Source organism: Salinispirillum marinum (genome assembly GCF_042650105.1).
GTDB classification, from domain to species: Bacteria; Pseudomonadota; Gammaproteobacteria; order Pseudomonadales; family Natronospirillaceae; genus Salinispirillum; species Salinispirillum marinum.
In genome coordinates this window covers 216,786-238,544 of sequence record NZ_JBHSAL010000002.1, presented here as the reverse complement: position 1 = coordinate 238,544, position 21,759 = coordinate 216,786, and the positions used below count along the sequence as shown (strand labels likewise).

Sequence of the window (21,759 nt, the reverse complement as noted above, 5' to 3'; positions counted from 1 at the left end):
CTGTCTACCTTTAAACGGTAAACAGCGAACAATTATTACTGCCGTTATTACAGCGGTTTCATGTGCGGGAACAATATCACGTCTTTTATCGAGGGTGAGTCCGTAAAAAACATCACCAAACGATCGATACCAATACCCTCACCGGCGGTCGGTGGTAATCCATATTCTAGTGCTTTTACGAAATCGGCATCATAGAACATGGCCTCATCATCACCCGATTCTTTTTCAGCCACTTGCGCGCGAAAACGTTCGGCCTGATCTATCGGGTCATTTAACTCGGAGAAACCATTCGCTACTTCCCGGCCACCCAAGAAGAATTCGAAACGGTCAGTAACGTCCGGGTTATGATCGTTGCGGCGGGCCAAGGGCGATACCTCAGCGGGGTATTGGGTAATAAATACCGGACCGCGTAGTTTTTCTTCTACCGTCGCCTCAAACACTTCAGTCAATAGCTTTCCAGCACCCCAATTAGGTTTTACTTGGATATGGAGCGTTTTCGCCAGTGTCGTCAAGGCCGACAGTGAATCCAACTGTTCCGGCGCTATATCGGGGTTATATTTCAACACCGAGTCCCGCATGGATAAGCGCTCGAACGGTAAGCTCAAGTCATAGGTTTCACCTTGATACACGATGTCTGTAGACCCCAGAACATCCTTAGCCAGTGTACGCAACAAGTCTTCAGTTAAGTCCATCAAGTCATTGTAATCAGCGTACGCTTGATAAAACTCCAACATGGTAAATTCAGGATTATGGCGTGTCGAAACACCTTCATTTCGGAAATTGCGGTTGATCTCAAATACGCGTTCAAAACCACCCACCACCAACCGCTTCAAATACAGTTCCGGTGCTATGCGTAGGTACATATCAATGTCCATCGCATTATGGTGCGTCGTAAAGGGCCGTGCTGACGCTCCGCCTGGAATCACCTGTAGCATAGGCGTTTCGGCTTCAATAAAGTGACGGTCGCCTAAGTAACGGCGAATACCTTCAATCATTTTGGCGCGGATTTGAAAGGTACGGCGCGTTTCTTCGTTAACGATCAGGTCAACATAGCGCTGGCGATATTTCATTTCCTGATCCGCCAAACCTTTATGTTTCTCCGGCAGCGGCTGCATGGTTTTATTCAATAAGCGTGGCGTTTGCATATCGACATACAAATCGCCTTTGCCGGACTTCTGCAAGGTACCCTGGGCACCCACAATGTCGCCCATGTCCCATTTCTTAATACCATCCAGTACCTCAGCCGGTAATTCTTTGCGGTTGACGTACAACTGAATACGGCCAGTCATATCCTGCAGCACCATAAAGGCACCGCGATTCAACATAATACGACCGGCTACCGTTGCGGGAATGTTCAACTCGGCCAATTCTTCTTTGGTTTTGGCACTGTACGCTGCTTGCAAATCTGCGGCGTAGTCTGTCCGGCGGAAGTCACTCGGGTAAGCATTGCCCTGCTCTTTCAACACACTGAGTTTTTCCAGGCGCTGTGCCACAATACGGTTGTGCTCGGCATGCTGTTCATCGAGGTTAAGGGATTGCTCTGGCGTTTGATCGGTCATCTGAACTCTTCCTGCTTACAAGCCTTTTTTCAACGAGGCTTGAATAAATGGGTTTAATCCGCCGTCTAACACGGCTTGCGTATTGCGGGTTTCTACCCCGGTACGCAAATCTTTAATGCGCGCGTCATCCAATACATAGGAGCGAATCTGACTGCCCCAACCAATGTCCGACTTGGAATCTTCCAACTGCTGTGCGGCTTCGTTACGCTTTTTGAGTTCCAACTCATACAATTTGGCCTTTAGCATCTTCATGGCCACGTCTTTATTCTTGTGCTGTGAACGGTCATTCTGACATTGGGTAACCACACCGGTGGGCAGGTGCGTAATGCGCACCGCCGATTCTGTCCGGTTAACGTGCTGTCCACCGGCCCCGGAGGCGCGATAAACGTCTATGCGCAAATCAGCCGGGTTTATTTCAATATCTATATCGTCATCGACTTCAGGCGACACAAATACGGAGGAAAACGACGTATGGCGACGGTTACCGGAGTCAAACGGTGATTTACGTACCAAACGGTGCACACCTGTTTCCGTACGCAGCCAACCAAATGCATATTCGCCTTGGACATGAATGGTTGCACTTTTAATACCGGCCACTTCTCCAGCCGATGCTTCTATCAAATCCGCTTTAAAACCATTGGCTTCACACCAGCGCAAATACATGCGCAATAACATTTCAGCCCAGTCTTGCGCTTCTGTACCGCCACTGCCAGATTGAATATCCAAGTAAGCATTATTGATGTCCATCTCACCACTGAACATCCGGCGAAACTCTAATTCTTCTAACGAAGCGAATAACTTCTTAAGGTCGTTCTCAACTTCCGTCAACGTATCTTGATCGTCTTCTTCTACCGCAAGCTCTAACAAATCTTGTACATCGGCCACGCCCTGATCCAACTGATCAATGGTGCCGACTGTATGCTCTAAAGCGCTGCGTTCCTGCCCAAGTTTCTGGGCATAGTCGGGGTTATCCCATATTTTGGCATCGCCGAGTTCCAGCTCGACCTCTTGCAGTCGCTCTTTCTTTACTGCGTAGTCAAAGATACCCCCTGAGCACGTCCGTACGTACTCGAATATCTTTCAAAGACTCTTTAATACCGTTGACTTCCACCGACGTCACTCCTGATCATTAATAAAATTCCGCAAACAAAAAAGCGCCGCGCATTCTAGCAAAATATGCCCTGTACTGCCTATAGCACTCTAAAAGAGCGCTGCATCAATATCGGTTTTAATCAGTAGCTGCACTGTTCGTTGCCCGCGGAATTCATTGACCGAGAGCTCATACGCGAGATGGATGTCGGAGGGCGGGTGTTGTTCCGGCGGCCAGGGGCAAAAGAACCAAATCGCGTCTATCGGCTCTAACAATCCATCAATACTCACCGAGAGCTTCAAATGTTTTCCACCCAACCAACGATGCTGATGCACCTGAAAACGATTCACAAAGAGCGGTACGGGGCAACCTTGCCCCCATGGCCCCAGCTGGGTCAGCTCTTCGGCTTGCAGCAAAGATATTTCGGCCGCCGTCAACGCGCCATCGTGCTGTAACTCTGGCACTAAAACTTCGGGGTCAACCATCGCCCGCATGGCGTCTTGTAATGCTGCCTGAAAGGCTGCGAGCTTGTCGGCGTACAGCGTCAAGCCCGCCGCCATAGCATGACCGCCAAAACGCACCATGATGTCAGGGTGCTGCGCCTGGACCCACGCCAGAAGATCACGAATATGCACCCCGGGAATGGACCGCGCACTGCCTTTGTACAATAATCCGTGCGAACTTTGCTCCAAGCTGGGACATAGGGCAATCGCTGGTTTATGCCAACGTTCCTTCAACCGCCCAGCGACCAAGCCCACCACGCCCTCATGCCAGTGCTCATCCCACACCACCAGCAATTGTTGATCTTCTTCTAAGGCTAGATTATTGACACTGCTCAACAACTGCTGTTGTGCCGCATCCACCATGGTGCTTTGCACCCGCTTACGCGCTTGATTGTGGTCTTCCAATAACGCGGCCAGCTCGGCGGCTTCTTCTGCATCTTGGGTGAGCAAACAAGCGACCCCTACGGTCATGTCATCCATTCGCCCGGCGGCATTTAGCCTAGGTCCAAGCACAAAACCGAAGTCCTGACTGCTTAATTGTCGCGGATCACGACCGGCCGCTTGCAGTAGTGCAAGCACACCTGGCCGTGCTACACCCCGGCGTAAACGGCGTAGCCCTTGCTCCACTAAAATCCGGTTGTTTCCGTCGAGCGGCACCACATCGGCCACGGTGGCCAGCGCCACCAAATCTAAATAGTCACCCAAACGAACGGGTGGTAAACCCTGTTCCGCAACCCACTCAACCGACTGCTGGCGCAACACCGACAACACATAAAAAGCCACTGTACAACCGCAAGCCACCTTACTGGGAAACGCACAATCCGGCTGATTCGGATTCACCACCACATCGGCAATACAGGGCTCATCGCCCGGCAAATGGTGGTCAGTCACCAACACTTTAATGTCCAAGGCGTGCGCGGCACGAATACCAGCATTGCTGGCGATGCCATTATCGACCGTGATTAGGAGATCAGGGATACCGTCAGGTGACTGGGCAATGTCCGCCACTATGGCCGGCGACAGTCCATAACCATGCACAAATCGATTGGGGATAAAAAAGTCTATGTTGGCACCGAAGTGTCGACCAAGACAATCGACCATTAAGGCAGTGGCCGTGGCGCCGTCGACATCATAATCACCCACGACCAAGATGCGGCCGCCTTGCTGGATCACCGACAGCAACAAGGAAGCCGCCTCATTGATGCCCCTCAGTGAATCAGGCGGCAATAAATGATCTAGGGTTAAGGAATCCGCTGGGCCGCTCAAACCACGCGCAGCAAGAATGCGTTGCGCTAATGGTGAGAGCCCAGGAAAATGCAGTGCTGCGGTTGGTGCGGTACGTTGGCTTAGTCGCTGGAGGCGCATTCAGCCGAATACCCGCTCCACCATATAGGCATGCACCGTGTTACGATCATTTGGTAGTACGTCGTAGCGCTCGGCACGGCTTAACAAGTCGGCCAAATGATGCGGTAAGGCAGGCGATTCTAAACCGGATTTCTGCACGGCTTCGGCAAATTTTACCGGATGAGCGGTGCCTAAGGTAATCATTGGCACGCGCATATCGCGCCGCGTTGCCCGCGCGGCATGTACGCCAATGGCGGTGTGCGGGTCCAACAAATAGCCGGTTTCTGCATGCACCTGACGAATGGTCGCACAGGTTTCATCATCGTCCACACAGGCGCTATCGAACACAATGCGTGCCTTATCCAACTTCGCCACATCTAAGGTGGCTTGGCCACTGGCCATGTCCTTCATAAGCTGTGCAATGGCAGCACCGTCACGGTCGTATAAATCAAACAATAAACGTTCAAAATTTGACGACACCACAATGTCCATGCTCGGTGACAAGGTATGCTCTAACGGCAGCGCTTCGTATTGGTTTTGGCTCATCACCCGATGCAGCACATCGTTTTTGTTCGTCGCAATCACCAATTGGTCAATCGGTAAACCCATTTGCATGGCCAAGTAACCGGCAAAAATGTCGCCAAAATTGCCCGTGGGTACAGAAAAGGCCATTTTACGATCCGGCGCGCCCAAGTTCAGCGCCGCATAGAAGTAGTAGACGATTTGCGCCATGATGCGCGCCCAATTAATGGAATTCACCGCCACCAACCGCCGCTCACCGCGCAAAAATGATTGATCGGAAAAGCTTTCTTTTACCATGCGTTGGCAGTCATCGAAGTTGCCTTCAACCGCCAAATTGAAAATATTATCGCCCAACACCGTCGTCATTTGACGGCGCTGCACTTCGGATACCCGCTGATGCGGATGCAGAATAAAAATATCGATGTTGTTACAGCGACGGCACCCTTCAATGGCCGCAGAACCGGTATCACCGGAAGTCGCCCCCATAATCACCGCTTTCTCGCCACGTTTCTGCAGAGCATGGTCCAACAAGCGACCCAATAATTGCAGCGCAAAGTCTTTAAACGCCAACGTAGGCCCGTGAAACAACTCCATCACGTACTCGTTATGATCGATCTGCTGCACAGGCACTACTGCTTTGTGCGCAAACCCGGCGTAGGTGTCCTTCAGCATGGCGCGTAATTCATCGCCATCAATAAACTCGGCCACAAAAGGCTGAATGATCTTATACGCCAATTCGTCGTATGGCAGCTCGCGCCAGCTACGAATCTCTTCCAGCGAATAATGCGGCAAAGTTTCTGGCACATATAAGCCACCGTCGGTGGCTAAGCCGGTCAGCAAGACTTCCTCAAACCCCAACACAGGGGCTTGTCCACGAGTACTGATGTATTTCACTGTCACGTTCTCTTAAGACTGAATTTGAATTAACCGTCGAGCTGTTCCACGCGTATACGGGTGACCTTACCGATAACCGACGTCTGTCCTTCCAGCTCAGTGATGGCCTTATTCATTTTTTGCTCTTGCACGCGCTGGGTCAGCAAGATCAGCGGCACGGTGTCATCACTCGGCTGTGGCTCTTTCTGAATAATGGCTTCGATATTGATCTCGTTATCACTCAAAATATTGGCAATGCGCGCCATCACACCGACTTCATCAGTCACTTGCAGACGCAGATAATAGCTCGTTACCACTTCAGCCATCGGCAATACTTTCAAGCCTTCCGCGCCACGGTGATAACCCAAATGCGGCACCGGGTGTGCCAAGTCAACTTCGCGTGCCACGTCCACGATGTCGGCAATCACCGAACTGGCGGTCGCTTCCGCACCGGCACCCGGGCCGTAATACATGGTTGGGCCCACGGCATCGCCGTGTACCAGAATCGCGTTCAATACGCCATTGACGTTCGCCAACAACCGCTGCTCAGGCACCAAGGTCGGATGCACACGCATTTCCACGCCGTCTTGACCACGCTTGGCAATGCCCAAGTGTTTGATGCGGTAGCCTAATTCTTCAGCGTACTGCACATCGTCTTGAGTGATCTGCGTAATACCCTCGGTATACACGCTTTCAAACTGCAACGGCACACCATAAGCGATGGACGCCAAAATGGTCAGCTTATGCGCCGCATCAATACCTTCTACGTCAAAGGTGGGGTCGGCTTCGGCATAACCCAATTCTTGCGCTTCGGCCAACACATCCAGGAATGCCCGGCCTTTTTCGCGCATTTCGGTCAGAATGAAATTGCCTGTGCCATTGATTATGCCAGCCAACCAGTTTACTTCATTGGCCACCAAGCCTTCGCGCAAAGCCTTTATGACTGGAATACCACCCGCTACCGCCGCTTCAAACGCTACGGTCACGCCCTTGGCTTCTGCCGCTTGGAAAATTTCATTACCGTGCAGTGCAATCAGCGCCTTATTGGCCGTAACCACATGCTTGCCATTGGCAATGGCTTCTAACACCAAGTCTTTGGCCACCGACGTGCCGCCGATCAGCTCAACGACAATCTGCACCTCCGGATCACGCACCACATCAAAAACATCACGGGATACGTTATAGCCCGCAGTATGGCTGGCCGGGTTATCGCGCCGAGCCCCAATGTGCGTAATCTGAATATCACGGCCAGCGCGACGGCTGATGGTCTCCTGGTTTCTGGTTAATACATTGAATGTACCGCTGCCCACAGTACCCAGACCGCATATTCCGATGTTGACGCGTTTCAAGGGAGACCTTCCTTCCGAATTGATTTTGCAAGGGAAAAATTGAGCCGAAAACATACGTGTTTCGTGGCTTGCTGTCAATCTGAGTGGACATACCCTGTGGGGAATAACAATCTTTGATCCGTTGCAAAATTGGGAATATTTCGAAAGCTCGAATCATGCCGACATCATGGGATGATGCAGCGGGCGTAGGCATACCCCGAAAGCCCGCATAAGCTACTTTCCATAAAAAAAGGCGACCGAAGTCGCCTTTTGATGAAAAAGTGTTAACGAATTAACCCAATTTTTCCTTGATACGCGCGCTCTTACCAGAACGCTCACGCAAGTAGTACAGCTTAGCTTTGCGCACGTCACCGCGACGCACAACTTGAATGCTGTCTACAACAGGGCTGTACGTCTGAAAAGAACGCTCAACACCCACACCGTGAGAAATCTTGCGCACTGTGAAAGCAGAGTTCAGGCCGCGGTTACGCTTGCCAATCACTACACCTTCATAAGCCTGCAGACGCTCACGCGTACCTTCAACAACTTTAACCTGCACGATCACAGTGTCACCGGTGCCGAATTCCGGAATTTCTTTACCCATTTGCTCAGCTTCGATCTGCTGAATGATCAAATTTTTGTTGCTCATAATCATGGCTCCTATGGCTTGGTGCCGTTTGCAGCGTAATCCCGCTGAAACTCACCCAACAAGGCTGTATCTTCCGGCGTTAGAGCGGTTACTGCTAACAAATCCGGACGTTTTAACCAAGTTCTACCGAGTGCTTCTTTGCGCCGCCAGCGTCGAATCAACGCGTGATTCCCACTCAACAACACCTCTGGCACCCGAATTCCATCGATCTCTTCAGGACGCGTATAATGAGGACAATCCAGTAACCCATCGGTGAACGAATCTTCCACTGCCGACAGTTCGTGCCCTAGTGCCCCGGGAACCAAACGGATCACCGAGTCAATCATGGCCATAGCTGCCAACTCACCACCACTCAGCACAAAATCTCCCACCGACCATTCTTCATCCACTTCGGACTGAATGATCCGCTCGTCGATCCCTTCATATCGGCCACAGACCAATATCAAGTTACCGCGTTGTGCCAACGACTCCACGCCTGACTGCGTCAGCGGCGTACCCTGCGGCGACAAGTAAATGGTGGTTACACCCGCTCCTGCCGCTTGCTTGGCCGCCCGAATGGCGTCGCGCAATGGTTCGAATTTCATCACCATACCTGGCCCGCCCCCGAAAGGTCGGTCATCTACAGTACGATGGCGGTCCGTTGTGAAATCACGCGGGTCCCAGAAATTCAGTGTCACCAGTTCATTTTTTACTGCTCTGCCGGTCACACCGTATTCGGTAATGGCCTGAAACATCTCAGGAAATAAACTGACAATACCTATCCACTTCATGAATCCGGTTAAAACTCCGGATCCCAATCAACCGTGATCATGCCACGGTCGAGGTCTACTGACTTAACCACTTGCTCCCATAAATACGGAATCAAGCGCTCTTGCTGGCTGTCATCAGGCCGTTCACTTTGCACCACCATGACATCGTTCGCACGACCAGCACTCATCATATGATGCACACGACCCAGTGCTACCCCATCAACCGTTTCCACGGCCAAGCCTTCCAATTGCCACCAGTAATAATCGCCGTCATCCAGCTTAGGTAGCATGCTGCGTTCAATTTTAATCTCGAACCCAGCCAAGGCTTCAGCGCCAGCCCGATCATCAACACCTTGGATATGTGCGATCATGCCTTTGCCATGGGATTTTCCCCGGTCTACATTCACCCAACGACGTTCCCCATCACGTTCAATAAACCAGCGCTCGTAATCGAGAATCTGATCCATTGGATCGGTATGAGAAAAGATCTTCACCCACCCGCGCACACCGTAAACCGATGTTATTTTGCCCAGAGTAATGAGGTCCGTTGGCTTATGCTGCATCACTTCTTACGCCCCGCATTCAGCAGATCATGCGGATTTTTTGAACTCTTTAATGAGTTGACTAACACGCTCAGACGGCTGAGCGCCTTTACCTACCCAATAGTCGACGCGATCGAGGGCGATGCGCAAGCGCTCTTCCTGACCACGGGCAATTGGATTAAAGAAACCGATTTGCTCGATATGACGTCCATCACGTGGACGACGGCTATCTGCAACGGTCAAGTGGTAAAATGGGCGCTTTTTAGAGCCGCCTCGTGCTAAACGTATAACTACCATCGCGTCCTCCTATCAGGGGTAGGCTTTGAAATCACCTACCGTTCTAGCTGCCGGGTTTATGTGTGCCCGAACCCTAAAACCGGATTAAAAAAATACTGTAACCAGCCTCCGAAAATGCAGGTACAGCACGGGAGCGGCGATTATACGGGTTCAACGAGGGAAATCAAGCCGCGCGATACGTGGCGATAAACGCCTCAAGGTCAGCAATCGGCATCGGGCGCGCAAAACGATAGCCTTGCAATTCGGTACAGACGTGCTCTAGCAAGAACGCTGCCTGCGCATCGGTTTCAACACCTTCTGCGACGGTGCGCAACCCCAAGGCCGCCGACATCGCCAAAATCGTCCGTACAATAGAACAATCATTATGGTCGTGTGGGATATCCCGAATAAAGGATTGATCAATCTTGAGTTCTTGCACCGGCAGGCGGCGCAGCATGCTTAAAGAAGAATACCCGGTACCGAAATCATCCACGGATATTTGGAAGCCGTGTTCACGCAACCCTTGCAGCGCCGAAATCGATCCTTCCACATTATTCATAACCGCGGTTTCAGTAATTTCCAACTGAATCCAGGAGGGCTCAACCTCATGGTCGGCAAACAAGCAAACAAAGCGCTTCAGCGACTCCGTGCCGTTAAAATCCATGGCAGATATATTGAGCGATACCCGAGGCAAAACGCTGCCCAACAATTTTGCAGCTTTAAGCTCTTGTATCGCTTGGCGACAGACAAAATCAGTCACCAATCCAATCATCCCTTGTTGTTCGGCCAAAGGAATAAATTGGTCAGGTCGCACGGCCACTCCATCTTCTCGAATCCAACGCACCAGTACTTCCACACCGGATATCTGTCGTGTGCGACAATCGATTTGTGGCTGGTAAACCACCGACAACCCGTCTTCCGCAAGCGCCGTCTTAAAGTCCAGAATCAATTGCTGGCGCGAATGAACGTCATCACCGTAGTTCTGATTATAGAGTCGAAACTCACCCACCCCATGTTGTTTTGCCTCATCCAAGGCCAACGCAGCGGCGGCCATCAAACTTTTACTGTTCAACCCATCCACCGGAAAGTGCGCTGCACCAATGCATGAAGTCAGACCGACAGAAGGATGCGCCGGCAAGCGAATGGTCGAAATTTTCTGTTGAATGGCGCTGAGCTCTGGCACCAGTTCGGTATCCCACGCCAAGCCACGCAAAGAAACCGCAAACTCGTCACCTGCTAAACGCCCGATAACGGCGCGTGTATCAAATTGATCGCGCAGTACGTCGGCCACGTGGCGCAGTAACTCATCACCCACAGCCTGCCCTGCGGTGTTGTTGATCTGTCGAAAGCCGTCCATATTGAGGTGCAGTAACGTCAGATATTCACCCGATTGCACGGCCAAGCGCAACTCATTGTCCAGCTCGCGTCGAAACATGTGTCGATTCAAGAGTTGTGTTAGCGCATCACGTTCCGACAAGGCCAATTCACGGGTTAACGCACGGCGTGCCAAGACGAAAAACAGTAACCCGGTAAGCAACACAAAGGCCCAGCCCTTCGCGGTTTGCAACTGCGAAAGCTGCGCAGCATCTTGCACGAACAGCGCCAAGGCACGGTCTGAAAACAGGATCCACAGCGACCCCATCACGATATAGGTGAGTGCGAGGCGCAACGCTGTCTTAGTGGTTGATGACATATGAACTCTGCCGAGCCTTAACCTTTTGGTCACTTTCTAACGTTAGCAGAAAAATACGCGCAGACCTAAAATAAAAAACCCCGGCACGAAGACCATACCGGGGTTTGGTGATTTTGATCCAGTCGGCGTTAATCCATGAATTGACCGATGGCCGCGAATTCGTCTTCCAACGCCTTCAGTTCTTTTTTAGACAATGCATCGAACAAGCCCAACGCAAAACGCAAGCGCGCGCGTACCATATCAGGTCCAAGAATCACCATGGCATCCAATACGGATACGGAGCGTGGTGAACCGGTGATGGCAACAAAGAACGGAAACAATACATCTTTGAGCTTCACCCCGAGGTGGTCACCAATGGCTTTTACGTCAGCCATAATATGCTCTTTATCCCAATGACGTTCGGTTTCCAACTTCCACAAACTGAGTTGTAAAATTTTGCGTGTCAGCTCGGCGTCGATCTTCTTGTGCGCAAAGTCGTCGGCGCTGATCGCCGGCATACCGGCGAAAAAGAAGCCCGCTAAGGGCGCAACATCACTCAAACGCTCAACCCGTTCGCGCACCAACGGCAGGAACTGCATGATGTAGTCTTTGTTGTAAGCCCAATCCATCAGGCGCTGCGCAAACTCTTCATCGCTGAGGCTCTCACGCAGGTAACGACCATTCAACCAATCCAGCTTCTCGGTATCAAAGACCGGCCCCCCTAAAGACACCCGATTGATATCGAAATTGTTCACCATTTCATCCAGCGTGAATTTCTCTTCACCATCCGGCATGGTCCAACCCATCATACCGAGGTAATTCAGCAGGGCTTCTGGCAGGATACCCAAGCGACGGTAATAATCGATCGATGTTGGGTTTTTACGCTTCGATAACTTCGATTTGTCCGCATTACGCAACAACGGCATGTGGAAAAACTGCGGTGCTTCCCAACCAAAATACTGGTACAGCAAAATGTGTTTCGGCGTCGAGGAAATCCACTCTTCACCGCGAATAACGTGAGTAATTTCCATCAAGTGGTCGTCTACCACATTGGCGAGGTGATAGCTTGGCAGGCCGTCCGACTTTAACAGCACCTGCATGTCGACTTGTTTCCACTCGATCTCAATGGGGTCGCGCAGCATGTCGCGCACTTCACAGGCGCCCTCACGCGGAACGTCCATCCGTACCACGGACTTCTCACCGGCGGCATGGCGCTCGGCTACCTGCTCTTTCGTCAAGCCTTTACAACGACCGTCATACCCGGGTGGCTGACCATTCAAGCGCTGTTGACGACGCATCGCATCGAGACGCTCGGACGTACAGAAACAATGAAACGCATGACCCTGTTCAATCAGTTGATCAGCGTATTGCTTGTAAATATCCGAACGATCACTCTGCCGGTAGGGGCCGTGAGGTCCACCGATATCCGGGCCTTCATCCCACGTCAAGCCCATCCATTGCAAGGCATTCAAAATGGCCTGTTCCGATTCTGGCGTGCTGCGTTGCTGGTCGGTATCTTCAATACGCAGAATGAACTCACCGCCTTGGCTTTTCGCAAAGGCGCGGTTGAACAATGCAATGTATGCGGTGCCTACGTGCGGGTCGCCGGTTGGCGATGGCGCAACACGAGTACGGATTTTAGCCATGAATCCTCTTAAACTCCGATCTGATGACGAGCCAGCGGGCGCTGGCTTCAATGTGACCGCGCATTATAAGGAAGGACGCGCACTAAAGCGAGGGTGGTTATGGTTGGGATACTTCAACCCTTGAACGACCTTGCTCTTTCGCGGCATACAGTGCCGTATCGGCGCGGACGGATAAATCAGAGGCCGCTTCGCCTGGTATCCATTGCGCCACACCGCTGCTGAAGCTGCACTGAATGTCCTTCTCCCCGACCGGATGACGAACGTCTTTAAACGCATGTAACAATTCCGTCATCACTTGTCGAGCATGTTCCGCATCCGTCTCAGGCAGAATCACCACAAACTCTTCGCCACCATAACGCCCGATAATATCGGTTTTGCGCAAGCGTTGGCGCAGTAACAAGGAGAGGTTTTTCAGTACGCGGTCACCGGCCGGGTGGCCATAGGTATCGTTCACCGCTTTGAATTTGTCCAAATCGATCATGGCAAATGACAGGTGTGTTTTCTGCCGCTCGGCGCGGTGCAGCTCAGCCTGTAACCGTTGCAGAATGTGGCTATGGTCATACAGTCCGGTCAGGCTATCGCGCTCCATCCACGTCCGCATGGCACGATTTCGTTTGCAGCGATGCTGCACCGTGGCCACCAGAATTTCCGGTCGCACTGGCTTGGTGAGAAAATCATCTCCACCTTCTGCCATCGCTGCCATCTGTTTGGCGACGTCCTCTTCGGCTGAAAGGAAGATAATCGGAATACGGTCATATTGGGGTAGCTGCCGCAACACGGTGGCCAATTCCACACCGTTACATTGCGGCATGTACATGTCCATTAGAATCATGTCCGGCTGAAAGTCGTCGATGTGTTCAAACAACGTCAAGGGATCAAACACCGCTTCCGTAATGATGCCCACGGCGTTCAGAATTTGTGCGGCGTGCATCGATTGGGTTTTGGAGTCATCCACAATCAACACCCGATACGGATCGGGTACACGGCTGTGCGCATCGCGCTCCAACTTCTCGACCGTACGCATGAGCGACACATCATTATTGATGAAGCCTTGTCCACCCACACGAATCGCGGCCAACCGCTGCGCCATACTGGGCTCTTCACGCAAATAGAAAATGGCCGGTATTTTCCGTTGCTGATCATGTTGCAGCCGTTCCATCAGGGCCAAACCGCCTTCATGGGCAAAGAAGTTGAAATCGATCACAACCGCCAAGGGTCGCCGATAGGCGCGCGCCCGCTGCAAACTGTCCGGGTCCGCCGTGATTTCGGCGTGAATCCCAAAGGATTCCAGCTGTTGCAATACCGATTCGGCCATCTCTGCATCGGCGATCGCCACATAAACATCCTGACGAATAAACGCCAGTTTTGCGGTTGAATTCGGGTCGGTATGTCGTGCGGCGACCTGGGTTAACTGACTGATGTGGTCCGCCAAGGCCGCGATCATTTGACTCTTGGGTGCGCGCGCCATATCGCACTGTTCAAAGATACCGCGAATGTCAGCGGCAATACGGGCCAAATTAGGCTGTTCATAGCGTTGCGCCGATTTTTCCAAACGCTGCAACTTGCTGCTGAACTGATGATACCAATCCGCTTGCCAGTGCTGCTCGCGCAAACTGAACCATTGCTCTACCAGAGCGCGAGCATCACTGATTACCCGACGCCCAAAGTGCATCTGGAGTTCTTTTACACGCTCCTTGTCATCGGCTATTTCTTTCATGCTTTACTCGTCGCTGTAAATGCTGCAAGTATTCTCGAGCTGTCCGTAAACGCTCGCCCTGTTGGTTTGACGGCCTACCGTAACACAGCGCCAAAAATACCTGTGCAAACTCAGCTAAATCCTGCGCCAGCTCGGGATGGGTGCCCCTTAAGTGTATAGCCCAATGGGTCAAGCCTTCGTTTTCGGGTAAATCTGGTCTACAACGCAAACAGGCTGTGCGAGCCTGGTGCTCTAATCTGCGCAGCGTTCTGCTGTTATTGTTTTCTCTGCGCCATCGCGCAATATACCAAGTTCCGAACACTGACAGGAAGAGTATGGCAGAAATAATCGCTACCGTTTGAGCATGTGCCTTAAACCACGCTAAAAAGCCCCAGCCTTGCCGGTCTGCCGCGGAAAAATTCACCACCCAGCGCTGCCATTGGTATTGCACACGATCCCAGCGCCAGAACAGCCGCTGCCATAATGGCGAAGCACTGGCCGACCACCATTCACGCTCGTCCAGTGCCAACAACTCCTCGGTCATACTCCCTTGAATACGCTCTGGTGCTACCCATGCCGTGGGGTCAATACGTACCCAAGCACCGCCTAACCAGACCTCTGCCCATGCGTGCGCGTCACGCTGACGGACACGCCAATAGCGTTCGTCCGAACTGAGCTGACCGCCTTGATACCCTACCACTACGCGCGCCGGGATACCCGCAGCACGCATCAAAAACACGAACGCCTCCGCAAAATGCGCACAAAAACCCGATTGTGCGCGCAATAAGAAGTCATCTATGGTATGCGGACCTAACATAGCACCGGGTTGCAACGTATAGCGGAACGGTTGATTAAGAAACCACTCTCGCACCGCCGTAACATAGGCCTGCGGCGTATCGGCCGCGCCCGACAATTGCGCCGCCAAGGCATGAGTTCTTGGGTTATTGCGGCGAGTGTTCGCCGCGCCGGTGATGCCGGCGTCCGGCAATTGTAGCGCTTGTGCGAGCACCTCAGGCGACTCCTGCCAAATCACCTCAGCCGCTGCAATACCGGTTAATCGCTGTGCCATGTTGATGGGTTCATGCCATAGCAAGCGCTGATCCGCTAACCGACGGGCCTCAGCGGAAAAAGAAATCAGATTCTCCAACACCGGCACCCATGGTTGCCCGGTCGGCTCCAACAATAACTCATATTGCCACTGCACTGAGTTCACCACCGGCTGCAACGGTACTGAAGAAGAACTCAACGCCGAACCCAATGCATTGCCGGCTGCCGGACTCTGATACCAACGTCGTCCATCGTAGTGGGTCAGCGTCAGCACGCGCCAATAAAGTTCATCGGGCAACGGGGCAGCTCCCGAGAACTCAGCCCGGAAAGCTAACGCATTCGACATCGCGAGGTCAGCAATGTCACCGGGTGCCATGGTACTGCTGATGCCAGAACGGGCCTGATCTTGCGGCAACGGCATGGACCATAAAGGCGGCAGGCGCGGGAAGAATACGAACAACAGCAACATCATCGGCAGGGCCCATAAGAGCGCGCGACCGCCTTGTTGCCATGCTGCGCGCCAAGGCAGGCCCAAGGGCGCATGCACATGCACCAACGCACCTAAGCAAAGCGATGTACCAACCGCCACAAACAGGGTATACAACATGCCTTGTTCCAACAAAAAGAACACCGCCAGAACAAACAACGCCATAAACGTGACCCAAAGTACATCCCGATAGGTCCGTAATTCCAGCAATTTCAGTGTGCCGCCGAGGTAGGCCAAGGCAATATAGAACGCCAAGTCCAGCGGCGACTGACCCGACCACAGGAGCGTGCCGGGCAATACGATGACCAACAGCGCCGGCCACCAGAACGGCCACAGCGCCTCGTTCTGGCGTTGGCGATGACGGCCACGCCACCAGGAAAGCCCTACGACACCCAGCACCATCGCCACCCACCACGCAGGCAACATGACGAACGCTGGCAAGGCCACCATCGCCTGCACCACATGCAGTAAATTGCGCACCCGCAACCAAGCCGCACCGACCAACACCATGTTCGATACTTTTTTTGGCCCGGGATTAAGTTCGACGACGGGTAGAGGCTGTGACAACTCAGACATGCTCTAGCCCTTCTTGTTGTAACCTAGAACGTGCCAATGCCGTCAGACTGAGATGATAATGGTCAAGCGAACAAGATAACGGTATAAATTCTTTATCGAGGCGCAATGACCACGGGCGATCATGCACAAAACTGTCATGAACCCAAAACGCTAATTGCTCCAATGCCAGCTCCAGCGGCATATCTTCAAGCGTGGCAAACGTCAGATGTTGCGGTGCCCTCTGCTGTGGTTCAGCGGCTTTCACTAACAATTCACCGCGCCGAACATAATGTCGCCATAAGACCTGGCGTGGTGTGTCGCCCAATTGATACGGCCGCGCTGCACTCCAACCCTCGCGCGCCGTCATCGGTCCGAGGTTTGTTTTGCTCGATTCGCCGATGGCGTGACTCACCCGGCCATGATCCCGACATTTTGGCCAAACAATCACTGTCTGCTCCGGTTGAAAATAGGTCCACGCCGTTACCCAGCCAAAAGGGAACCTCGACTCTACGCGTTGACGATGTGCGGCATAAACGCCCCGCCGGGGAACCTGTTGCACGACCTTCACCGTCTCTCGCGACGACGGCGCCAAATGCGGCAAGCTCTGCCAAGCACCTTCCGGCGCACGAATGAGGATACCGTAGTGTTCGCGTTGGCCTTGGACATACCATTGATACGTTAGGGCATCATCTGCCCACCCCATGGCGACAGGCCCGGCTTGCAAACGCAACCCGGCCAAGTTGTGATAGGTCAACAGAATGGATAAAACGAAGAGCGCCAGGAGCCAAAAAGCAAAACCCAGCATGAGGTTGTTCTGGTAATTGGTGCCGAGCACATAAATCAATAAGATCAGCCCGAGAAAGGCTAAACCATAACGATTAGGCACAATAAAGATTTGGCGTTGTCCCAGCACTTGCTCCGCGCGCGCAGGAATACGTTGCGCCATGGCGCGCGCCCACTGACGTATTCCCCACTGTCGAATCCTTACCCAAGGCGACAGCACAGCGTCATCAACGTGCATGCAGCGGCGTACTGGCCAACACTTGTTCGGCCAACATCTGCCCAGAAACACCTTCCTGGCTGTATAGCCGATGCTGGCACACCGGCACAAACACAGCCTGAATATCATCCGGCTGCACATAGTCGCGCTGGTCCATTAAGGCCCAAGCCTGGGCACACCGGACCAACCCTACGGCCGCACGGGGCGATAAACCTAAAACACTGGCGGACAATTGCCGGGTCGCTATGATCAACCGTTGTACATAGTCGAGCAGTGCGTCACTGAGATGGACCGTTAAGACGTGTGCTTGCAGGGCACGCAATTGCATCCCCTCGATCACCGCCGTGATGTCACGCCAATGTCGCTGCGTACCATCGCCGCGCAACAGCGCACGCTCGGCCTCAGCAGAGGGATAGCCCAGTCGCATGGACAGCAGAAAACGATCCAATTGTGATTCCGGCAACGGGTGTGTTCCTGCCATCGACAATGGATTTTGCGTCGCAATGACCAGAAAGGGATCAGGCAGGGCAAAGGTTTCGCCATCCAAGCTTACCTGGCGCTCTTCCATGGCTTCCAATAACGCAGACTGGGCCTTGGCCGAGGCTCGATTCAATTCATCGGCCAACAACACCTGCGTAAAGATGGGGCCTTTAACCACAGAAAAACTGTGTGTATCGGGGCGGAACATGGCACCACCAAGAAGATCCGCCGGCATCATATCAGCGGTGAACTGTACGCGGCAGAAAGACAAGCCCAGAACCTGCGCCAGAGCATGGCTGAGCGTGGTTTTCCCCACACCCGGCACATCTTCCAACAACAAGTGCCCACCCGCCAAAACGGTCGCCAGTGCCAGCCGAACCTGTTGGGGCTTACCGAGAATCACCGACTCTAAGGCTGAAATAGCTTGCGGAATGAGTAAAGTGTGCGCCGTCATAATTCCCTCGTGTTAGGACGTCGCACCGGAACCCATCGACCTAAAGCGTCAGCGAATCCAAGCCCCGTGCGAGGTCAGCGATAATGTCTTCAATATCTTCCAACCCTACCGACACCCGGATCATGCCGGGTACGATCCCTGCCCGCGCTTTTTCTTCATCACTGACGCGCGCGTGTGTGGTGGTGTAAGGATGGGTAATCGTGGTCTTAGCATCACCTAAATTTGCGGTTATGGATAGGAACTCCGTCTCATTCATAACATGCCAAGCATTATCTTTACCTTGCGCACCGCCCTTCACCACAAAAGCCAGCACACCACCAAAACCACGTTGCTGCTGCTTGGCCAGTTCGTGTCCAGGATGCGACGGTAAACCACAATAGTAGACGCGCTCAACCGCCGGGTGTGCCTCGAGCCACTGCGCAAGCCGCAACGCACTGGCGCAATGTGCTTGCATACGCAGCTTGAGCGTTTCCAAGCCTTTGATGAAAATCCATGCGTTGAAAGGGCTCATGGAAGGGCCGGCAGAACGCAGAAAACCAACCACTTCATCAATCAACGCTTTCGACCCACAGACCGCTCCGCCTAAGGCCCGGCCTTGCCCGTCAATGTACTTGGTGGTGGTATGAATGACCAGATCGGCCCCTAAAGCGGCCGGGTTTTGCAGTGCAGGAGAACAAAAGCAATTATCGATCGCCAACCAGATATCATGCTGATGGGCCAGTTCGGCCAAGGCACGAATGTCCACCACATCGTTCATCGGGTTTGACGGTGTTTCCGCAAAGAACAACTTGGTTTCAGGCCGAATAGCCTGTGCCCAGTCGTTCATATCAGTCAAGGTAACGTAGGTCACCTGCACCCCGAATTTGTGCAGATACTTGTTGAACAGTACGGATGTTGAACCAAAGATGCTGCGCGAGGCGACGATGTGATCCCCAGCTTGCAACAATCCCATGCAGGTCGACAAGATAGCCGCCATGCCAGAAGCCGTGCCAACCGCCGCCTCAGTGCCTTCCATCGCGGCCAAGCGTTCTTCAAACATCGCCACGGTCGGATTGGTGTACCGGCTGTATACATTGCCCTCAGCTTCACCAGCGAAACAGGCGGCCGCGTGCTCGGCGGAGTCAAATAGAAAGCTGGCCGTCATATACAGCGCTTCCGAATGTTCACGTTCTTCGGAACGGCGTTGCCCAGCACGCACCGCTTGTGTCGCTATACCTTTGGTTGACCAATCCATCTTAACTTACTCTTCGTTGTCGTCGTTGTGCAGGTCAATCAGCGCGCTTTCGTCACCGGAATCCCGCTTATTGGTCTTCGCACTGTCATTACGTCGTTGCTGTAAGGCGGCCAGATAATCCGGCGTAATGTCACCAGTAATGTACTCGCCATTAAAAACCGAGCATTCGAAATCCACCACGCTGGACTTGCGGGTGCGCGTGGCCACAATTAAATCTTCCAAATCCTGGTAGATCAATTTATCGGCTCCAATGGCCTGCTCGATTTCCGCCAGGGTGCGTCCGTGGGCAATTAGCTCGCTGGTGGCCGGCATATCAATACCATACACATTCGGGTGCCGAATGGCCGGTGCGGCGGACGCGAAATACACCTTCGCGGCGCCCGCATCACGCGCCATTTCAATGATCTGCTCGCAGGTCGTGCCACGCACAATGGAATCGTCCACCAGCAGGACATTTTTACCCTTGAATTCCAAGCCAATCGGATTGAGCTTTTGCTTCACCGATTTCTTGCGCTGTTGCTGGCCCGGCATAATAAAGGTACGACCGATATAACGGTTCTTTATGAACCCTTCGCGGAACTTGACCCCTAAATGGTGGGCCAATTGCAAGGCCGATGTGCGGCTGGTATCGGGAATCGGAATGACCACATCGATATCATGGTCCGGCCACTCGCGTAAAATCTTGTTGGCCAGCGTTTCACCCATGCGCAGGCGCGATTTGTACACCGAGATACCGTCGATGATGGAATCGGGTCGGGCAAAATAAACGTGCTCGAAAATACACGGGGTGAAATGCTCAACGGCATGGCACTGATGCGTATGCAATTGCCCGGCCTCATCGATGTACACCGCTTCACCGGGCTTTATGTCGGCAATGATCGCGAAGCCCTGCGCGTCCAAAGCCACGCTTTCAGAGGCAATCATGTATTCCGTGCGCCCATCGTCCAGCGTGCGCGAGCCGTAGACCGCCGGGCGGATTCCGTGCGGGTCACGAAACGCCAACATGCCATGGCCGGAAATCATCGCCACCGCCGCATAAGCACCCCGACAACGCGCCATAACGCCAGAAACGGCGGCGAAAATATCTTCCGGGAGAGGCTTCAGTTTGCCCCGGCGCTGCAATTCATGCGCCAATGCGTTCAACAATACTTCGGAGTCGGAGGTTGTATTAATGTGCCGTAAATCCGACTTATACAGTCCTGGCGTTAATTCATCGGCGTTGGTCAGGTTGCCGTTGTGGGCCAACACGATCCCATAGGGCGAATTGACATAAAACGGCTGACTTTCTGACGAACTGGATGACCCAGCGGTAGGATAGCGCACATGCCCGATGCCCTTGTCACCGACCAGGCGCTGCATGTGCCGGGTGCGAAACACATCGCGCACCATGCCGTTACTTTTGCGCAGGAAAAATTTTCCGTCCTGTTCGGTGACAATACCGGCCGCATCCTGGCCACGATGCTGCAACACAGTCAACGCATCGTACAGCCCCTGATTAACGGCGGAATACCCATAAATGCCAACGATACCGCACATACTTTTATCTCACTGTCAGATTAACGGCTAAGCTCAATCACACGTTGCGATGCACCCTGCACATATTGCCCCGTCCAACTGATCAGAGGTTCGATCCATGGGACAATCACGGCATCCTGCCAAAACGCATCCAACGCAAATAACTTGGCGACCGCCAGTAAGGCAATCACAATCAATACACCCCGCAATAGGCCAAACACAATACCCAGCGTTCTATCCAAACCGGACAGCCCCGTCATACGGACCAACTCACCGATCAAGTGGTTTACCATGGCGCCCACAATCAGGGTAACAATAAACAGTAGAGCGAACGCTGCCGCCAGACGCCAACTCTCAGTAGCAATCATACCGGTCAACAACCCCGCCAGGCGTTCACTGAACAAGCTGGCCACAATCAGGGCCGCTGCCCACGAGAGCAAGCTCAGCAGCTCCTTCACGAAGCCACGCTTTAAACTGATGAGGGCGGAAATCACCACCACCACCACGATGACCCAATCAATGACGACCATGAGATAAC

At 53.0% G+C, this 21,759-nt stretch carries 18 protein-coding genes; all 18 read right to left on the bottom strand.

Annotated elements, in window-relative coordinates; translation table 11 throughout:
- Nucleotides 1–47: 47 nt before the first annotated feature.
- Complete coding sequence (gene lysS / locus ACFOSD_RS08195; RefSeq protein ID WP_380695373.1) at nucleotides 48–1,559, bottom strand: lysine--tRNA ligase; 1,512 nt, start codon at nucleotides 1,557–1,559, stop codon at nucleotides 48–50.
- Between the two features lie 15 nt (nucleotides 1,560–1,574).
- Nucleotides 1,575–2,670 (bottom strand): peptide chain release factor 2 gene (prfB, locus tag ACFOSD_RS08190; RefSeq protein ID WP_380695371.1). Its coding sequence is split into 2 segments (ribosomal slippage): nucleotides 1,575–2,597 and nucleotides 2,599–2,670, totalling 1,095 coding nucleotides; the frame shifts between segments, so codons are not numbered across the junction.
- A gap of 89 nt (nucleotides 2,671–2,759) precedes the next feature.
- On the bottom strand, nucleotides 2,760–4,517 hold the full coding sequence (gene recJ / locus ACFOSD_RS08185) for a single-stranded-DNA-specific exonuclease RecJ (protein ID WP_380695369.1): 1,758 nt from the start codon (nucleotides 4,515–4,517) through the stop codon (nucleotides 2,760–2,762).
- Nucleotides 4,518–5,912, bottom strand: a complete 1,395-nt coding sequence (thrC, locus tag ACFOSD_RS08180; RefSeq protein ID WP_380695367.1) for a threonine synthase — start codon at nucleotides 5,910–5,912, stop codon at nucleotides 4,518–4,520.
- A gap of 29 nt (nucleotides 5,913–5,941) precedes the next feature.
- Nucleotides 5,942–7,240, bottom strand: a complete 1,299-nt coding sequence (locus ACFOSD_RS08175; RefSeq protein WP_380695365.1) for a homoserine dehydrogenase — start codon at nucleotides 7,238–7,240, stop codon at nucleotides 5,942–5,944.
- A gap of 271 nt (nucleotides 7,241–7,511) precedes the next feature.
- Nucleotides 7,512–7,868 (bottom strand): 50S ribosomal protein L19, encoded by a 357-nt coding sequence (gene rplS / locus ACFOSD_RS08170; RefSeq protein WP_380695363.1) that lies wholly within the window; start codon nucleotides 7,866–7,868, stop codon nucleotides 7,512–7,514.
- 11 nt (nucleotides 7,869–7,879) lie between these two features.
- Nucleotides 7,880–8,638: a tRNA (guanosine(37)-N1)-methyltransferase TrmD gene (gene trmD / locus ACFOSD_RS08165; protein WP_380695361.1), complete on the bottom strand. Its 759-nt coding sequence runs from the start codon at nucleotides 8,636–8,638 to the stop codon at nucleotides 7,880–7,882.
- A gap of 8 nt (nucleotides 8,639–8,646) precedes the next feature.
- Nucleotides 8,647–9,180 (bottom strand): ribosome maturation factor RimM, encoded by a 534-nt coding sequence (gene rimM / locus ACFOSD_RS08160; RefSeq protein ID WP_380697250.1) that lies wholly within the window; start codon nucleotides 9,178–9,180, stop codon nucleotides 8,647–8,649.
- A gap of 27 nt (nucleotides 9,181–9,207) precedes the next feature.
- Nucleotides 9,208–9,456 carry a 30S ribosomal protein S16 gene (gene rpsP / locus ACFOSD_RS08155; RefSeq protein WP_380695359.1) on the bottom strand — a complete coding sequence of 83 codons (249 nt, stop codon included), beginning with the start codon at nucleotides 9,454–9,456 and terminating at the stop codon, nucleotides 9,208–9,210.
- 163 nt (nucleotides 9,457–9,619) lie between these two features.
- On the bottom strand, nucleotides 9,620–11,128 hold the full coding sequence (locus tag ACFOSD_RS08150; protein ID WP_380695357.1) for a putative bifunctional diguanylate cyclase/phosphodiesterase: 1,509 nt from the start codon (nucleotides 11,126–11,128) through the stop codon (nucleotides 9,620–9,622).
- Nucleotides 11,129–11,256: 128 nt separating this feature from the next.
- Nucleotides 11,257–12,753, bottom strand: a complete 1,497-nt coding sequence (gene gltX, locus ACFOSD_RS08145) for a glutamate--tRNA ligase (RefSeq protein WP_380695355.1) — start codon at nucleotides 12,751–12,753, stop codon at nucleotides 11,257–11,259.
- Between the two features lie 97 nt (nucleotides 12,754–12,850).
- Nucleotides 12,851–14,470 carry a GGDEF domain-containing protein gene (locus ACFOSD_RS08140; RefSeq protein ID WP_380695353.1) on the bottom strand — a complete coding sequence of 540 codons (1,620 nt, stop codon included), beginning with the start codon at nucleotides 14,468–14,470 and terminating at the stop codon, nucleotides 12,851–12,853.
- Nucleotides 14,451–16,559, bottom strand: coding sequence for a transglutaminase family protein (locus ACFOSD_RS08135; protein ID WP_380695351.1), 2,109 nt, complete (start codon nucleotides 16,557–16,559; stop codon nucleotides 14,451–14,453). Before ACFOSD_RS08135 ends, ACFOSD_RS08140 begins: the two co-directional genes overlap by 20 nt.
- Complete coding sequence (locus ACFOSD_RS08130) at nucleotides 16,552–17,559, bottom strand: DUF58 domain-containing protein (RefSeq protein WP_380695349.1); 1,008 nt, start codon at nucleotides 17,557–17,559, stop codon at nucleotides 16,552–16,554. The genes ACFOSD_RS08135 and ACFOSD_RS08130 overlap by 8 nt, the downstream gene beginning before the upstream one ends.
- Entirely contained in the window at nucleotides 17,549–18,472 is a 924-nt protein-coding gene (locus ACFOSD_RS08125; protein WP_380695347.1) for an AAA family ATPase, read from the bottom strand. Before ACFOSD_RS08125 ends, ACFOSD_RS08130 begins: the two co-directional genes overlap by 11 nt.
- A gap of 40 nt (nucleotides 18,473–18,512) precedes the next feature.
- On the bottom strand, nucleotides 18,513–19,706 hold the full coding sequence (locus tag ACFOSD_RS08120; RefSeq protein ID WP_380695345.1) for an O-succinylhomoserine sulfhydrylase: 1,194 nt from the start codon (nucleotides 19,704–19,706) through the stop codon (nucleotides 18,513–18,515).
- Nucleotides 19,707–19,712: 6 nt separating this feature from the next.
- Entirely contained in the window at nucleotides 19,713–21,242 is a 1,530-nt protein-coding gene (gene purF, locus ACFOSD_RS08115; protein WP_380695343.1) for an amidophosphoribosyltransferase, read from the bottom strand.
- 20 nt (nucleotides 21,243–21,262) lie between these two features.
- On the bottom strand, nucleotides 21,263–21,751 hold the full coding sequence (locus ACFOSD_RS08110) for a CvpA family protein (RefSeq protein ID WP_380695341.1): 489 nt from the start codon (nucleotides 21,749–21,751) through the stop codon (nucleotides 21,263–21,265).
- Between the last annotated feature and the right edge of the window lie 8 nt (nucleotides 21,752–21,759).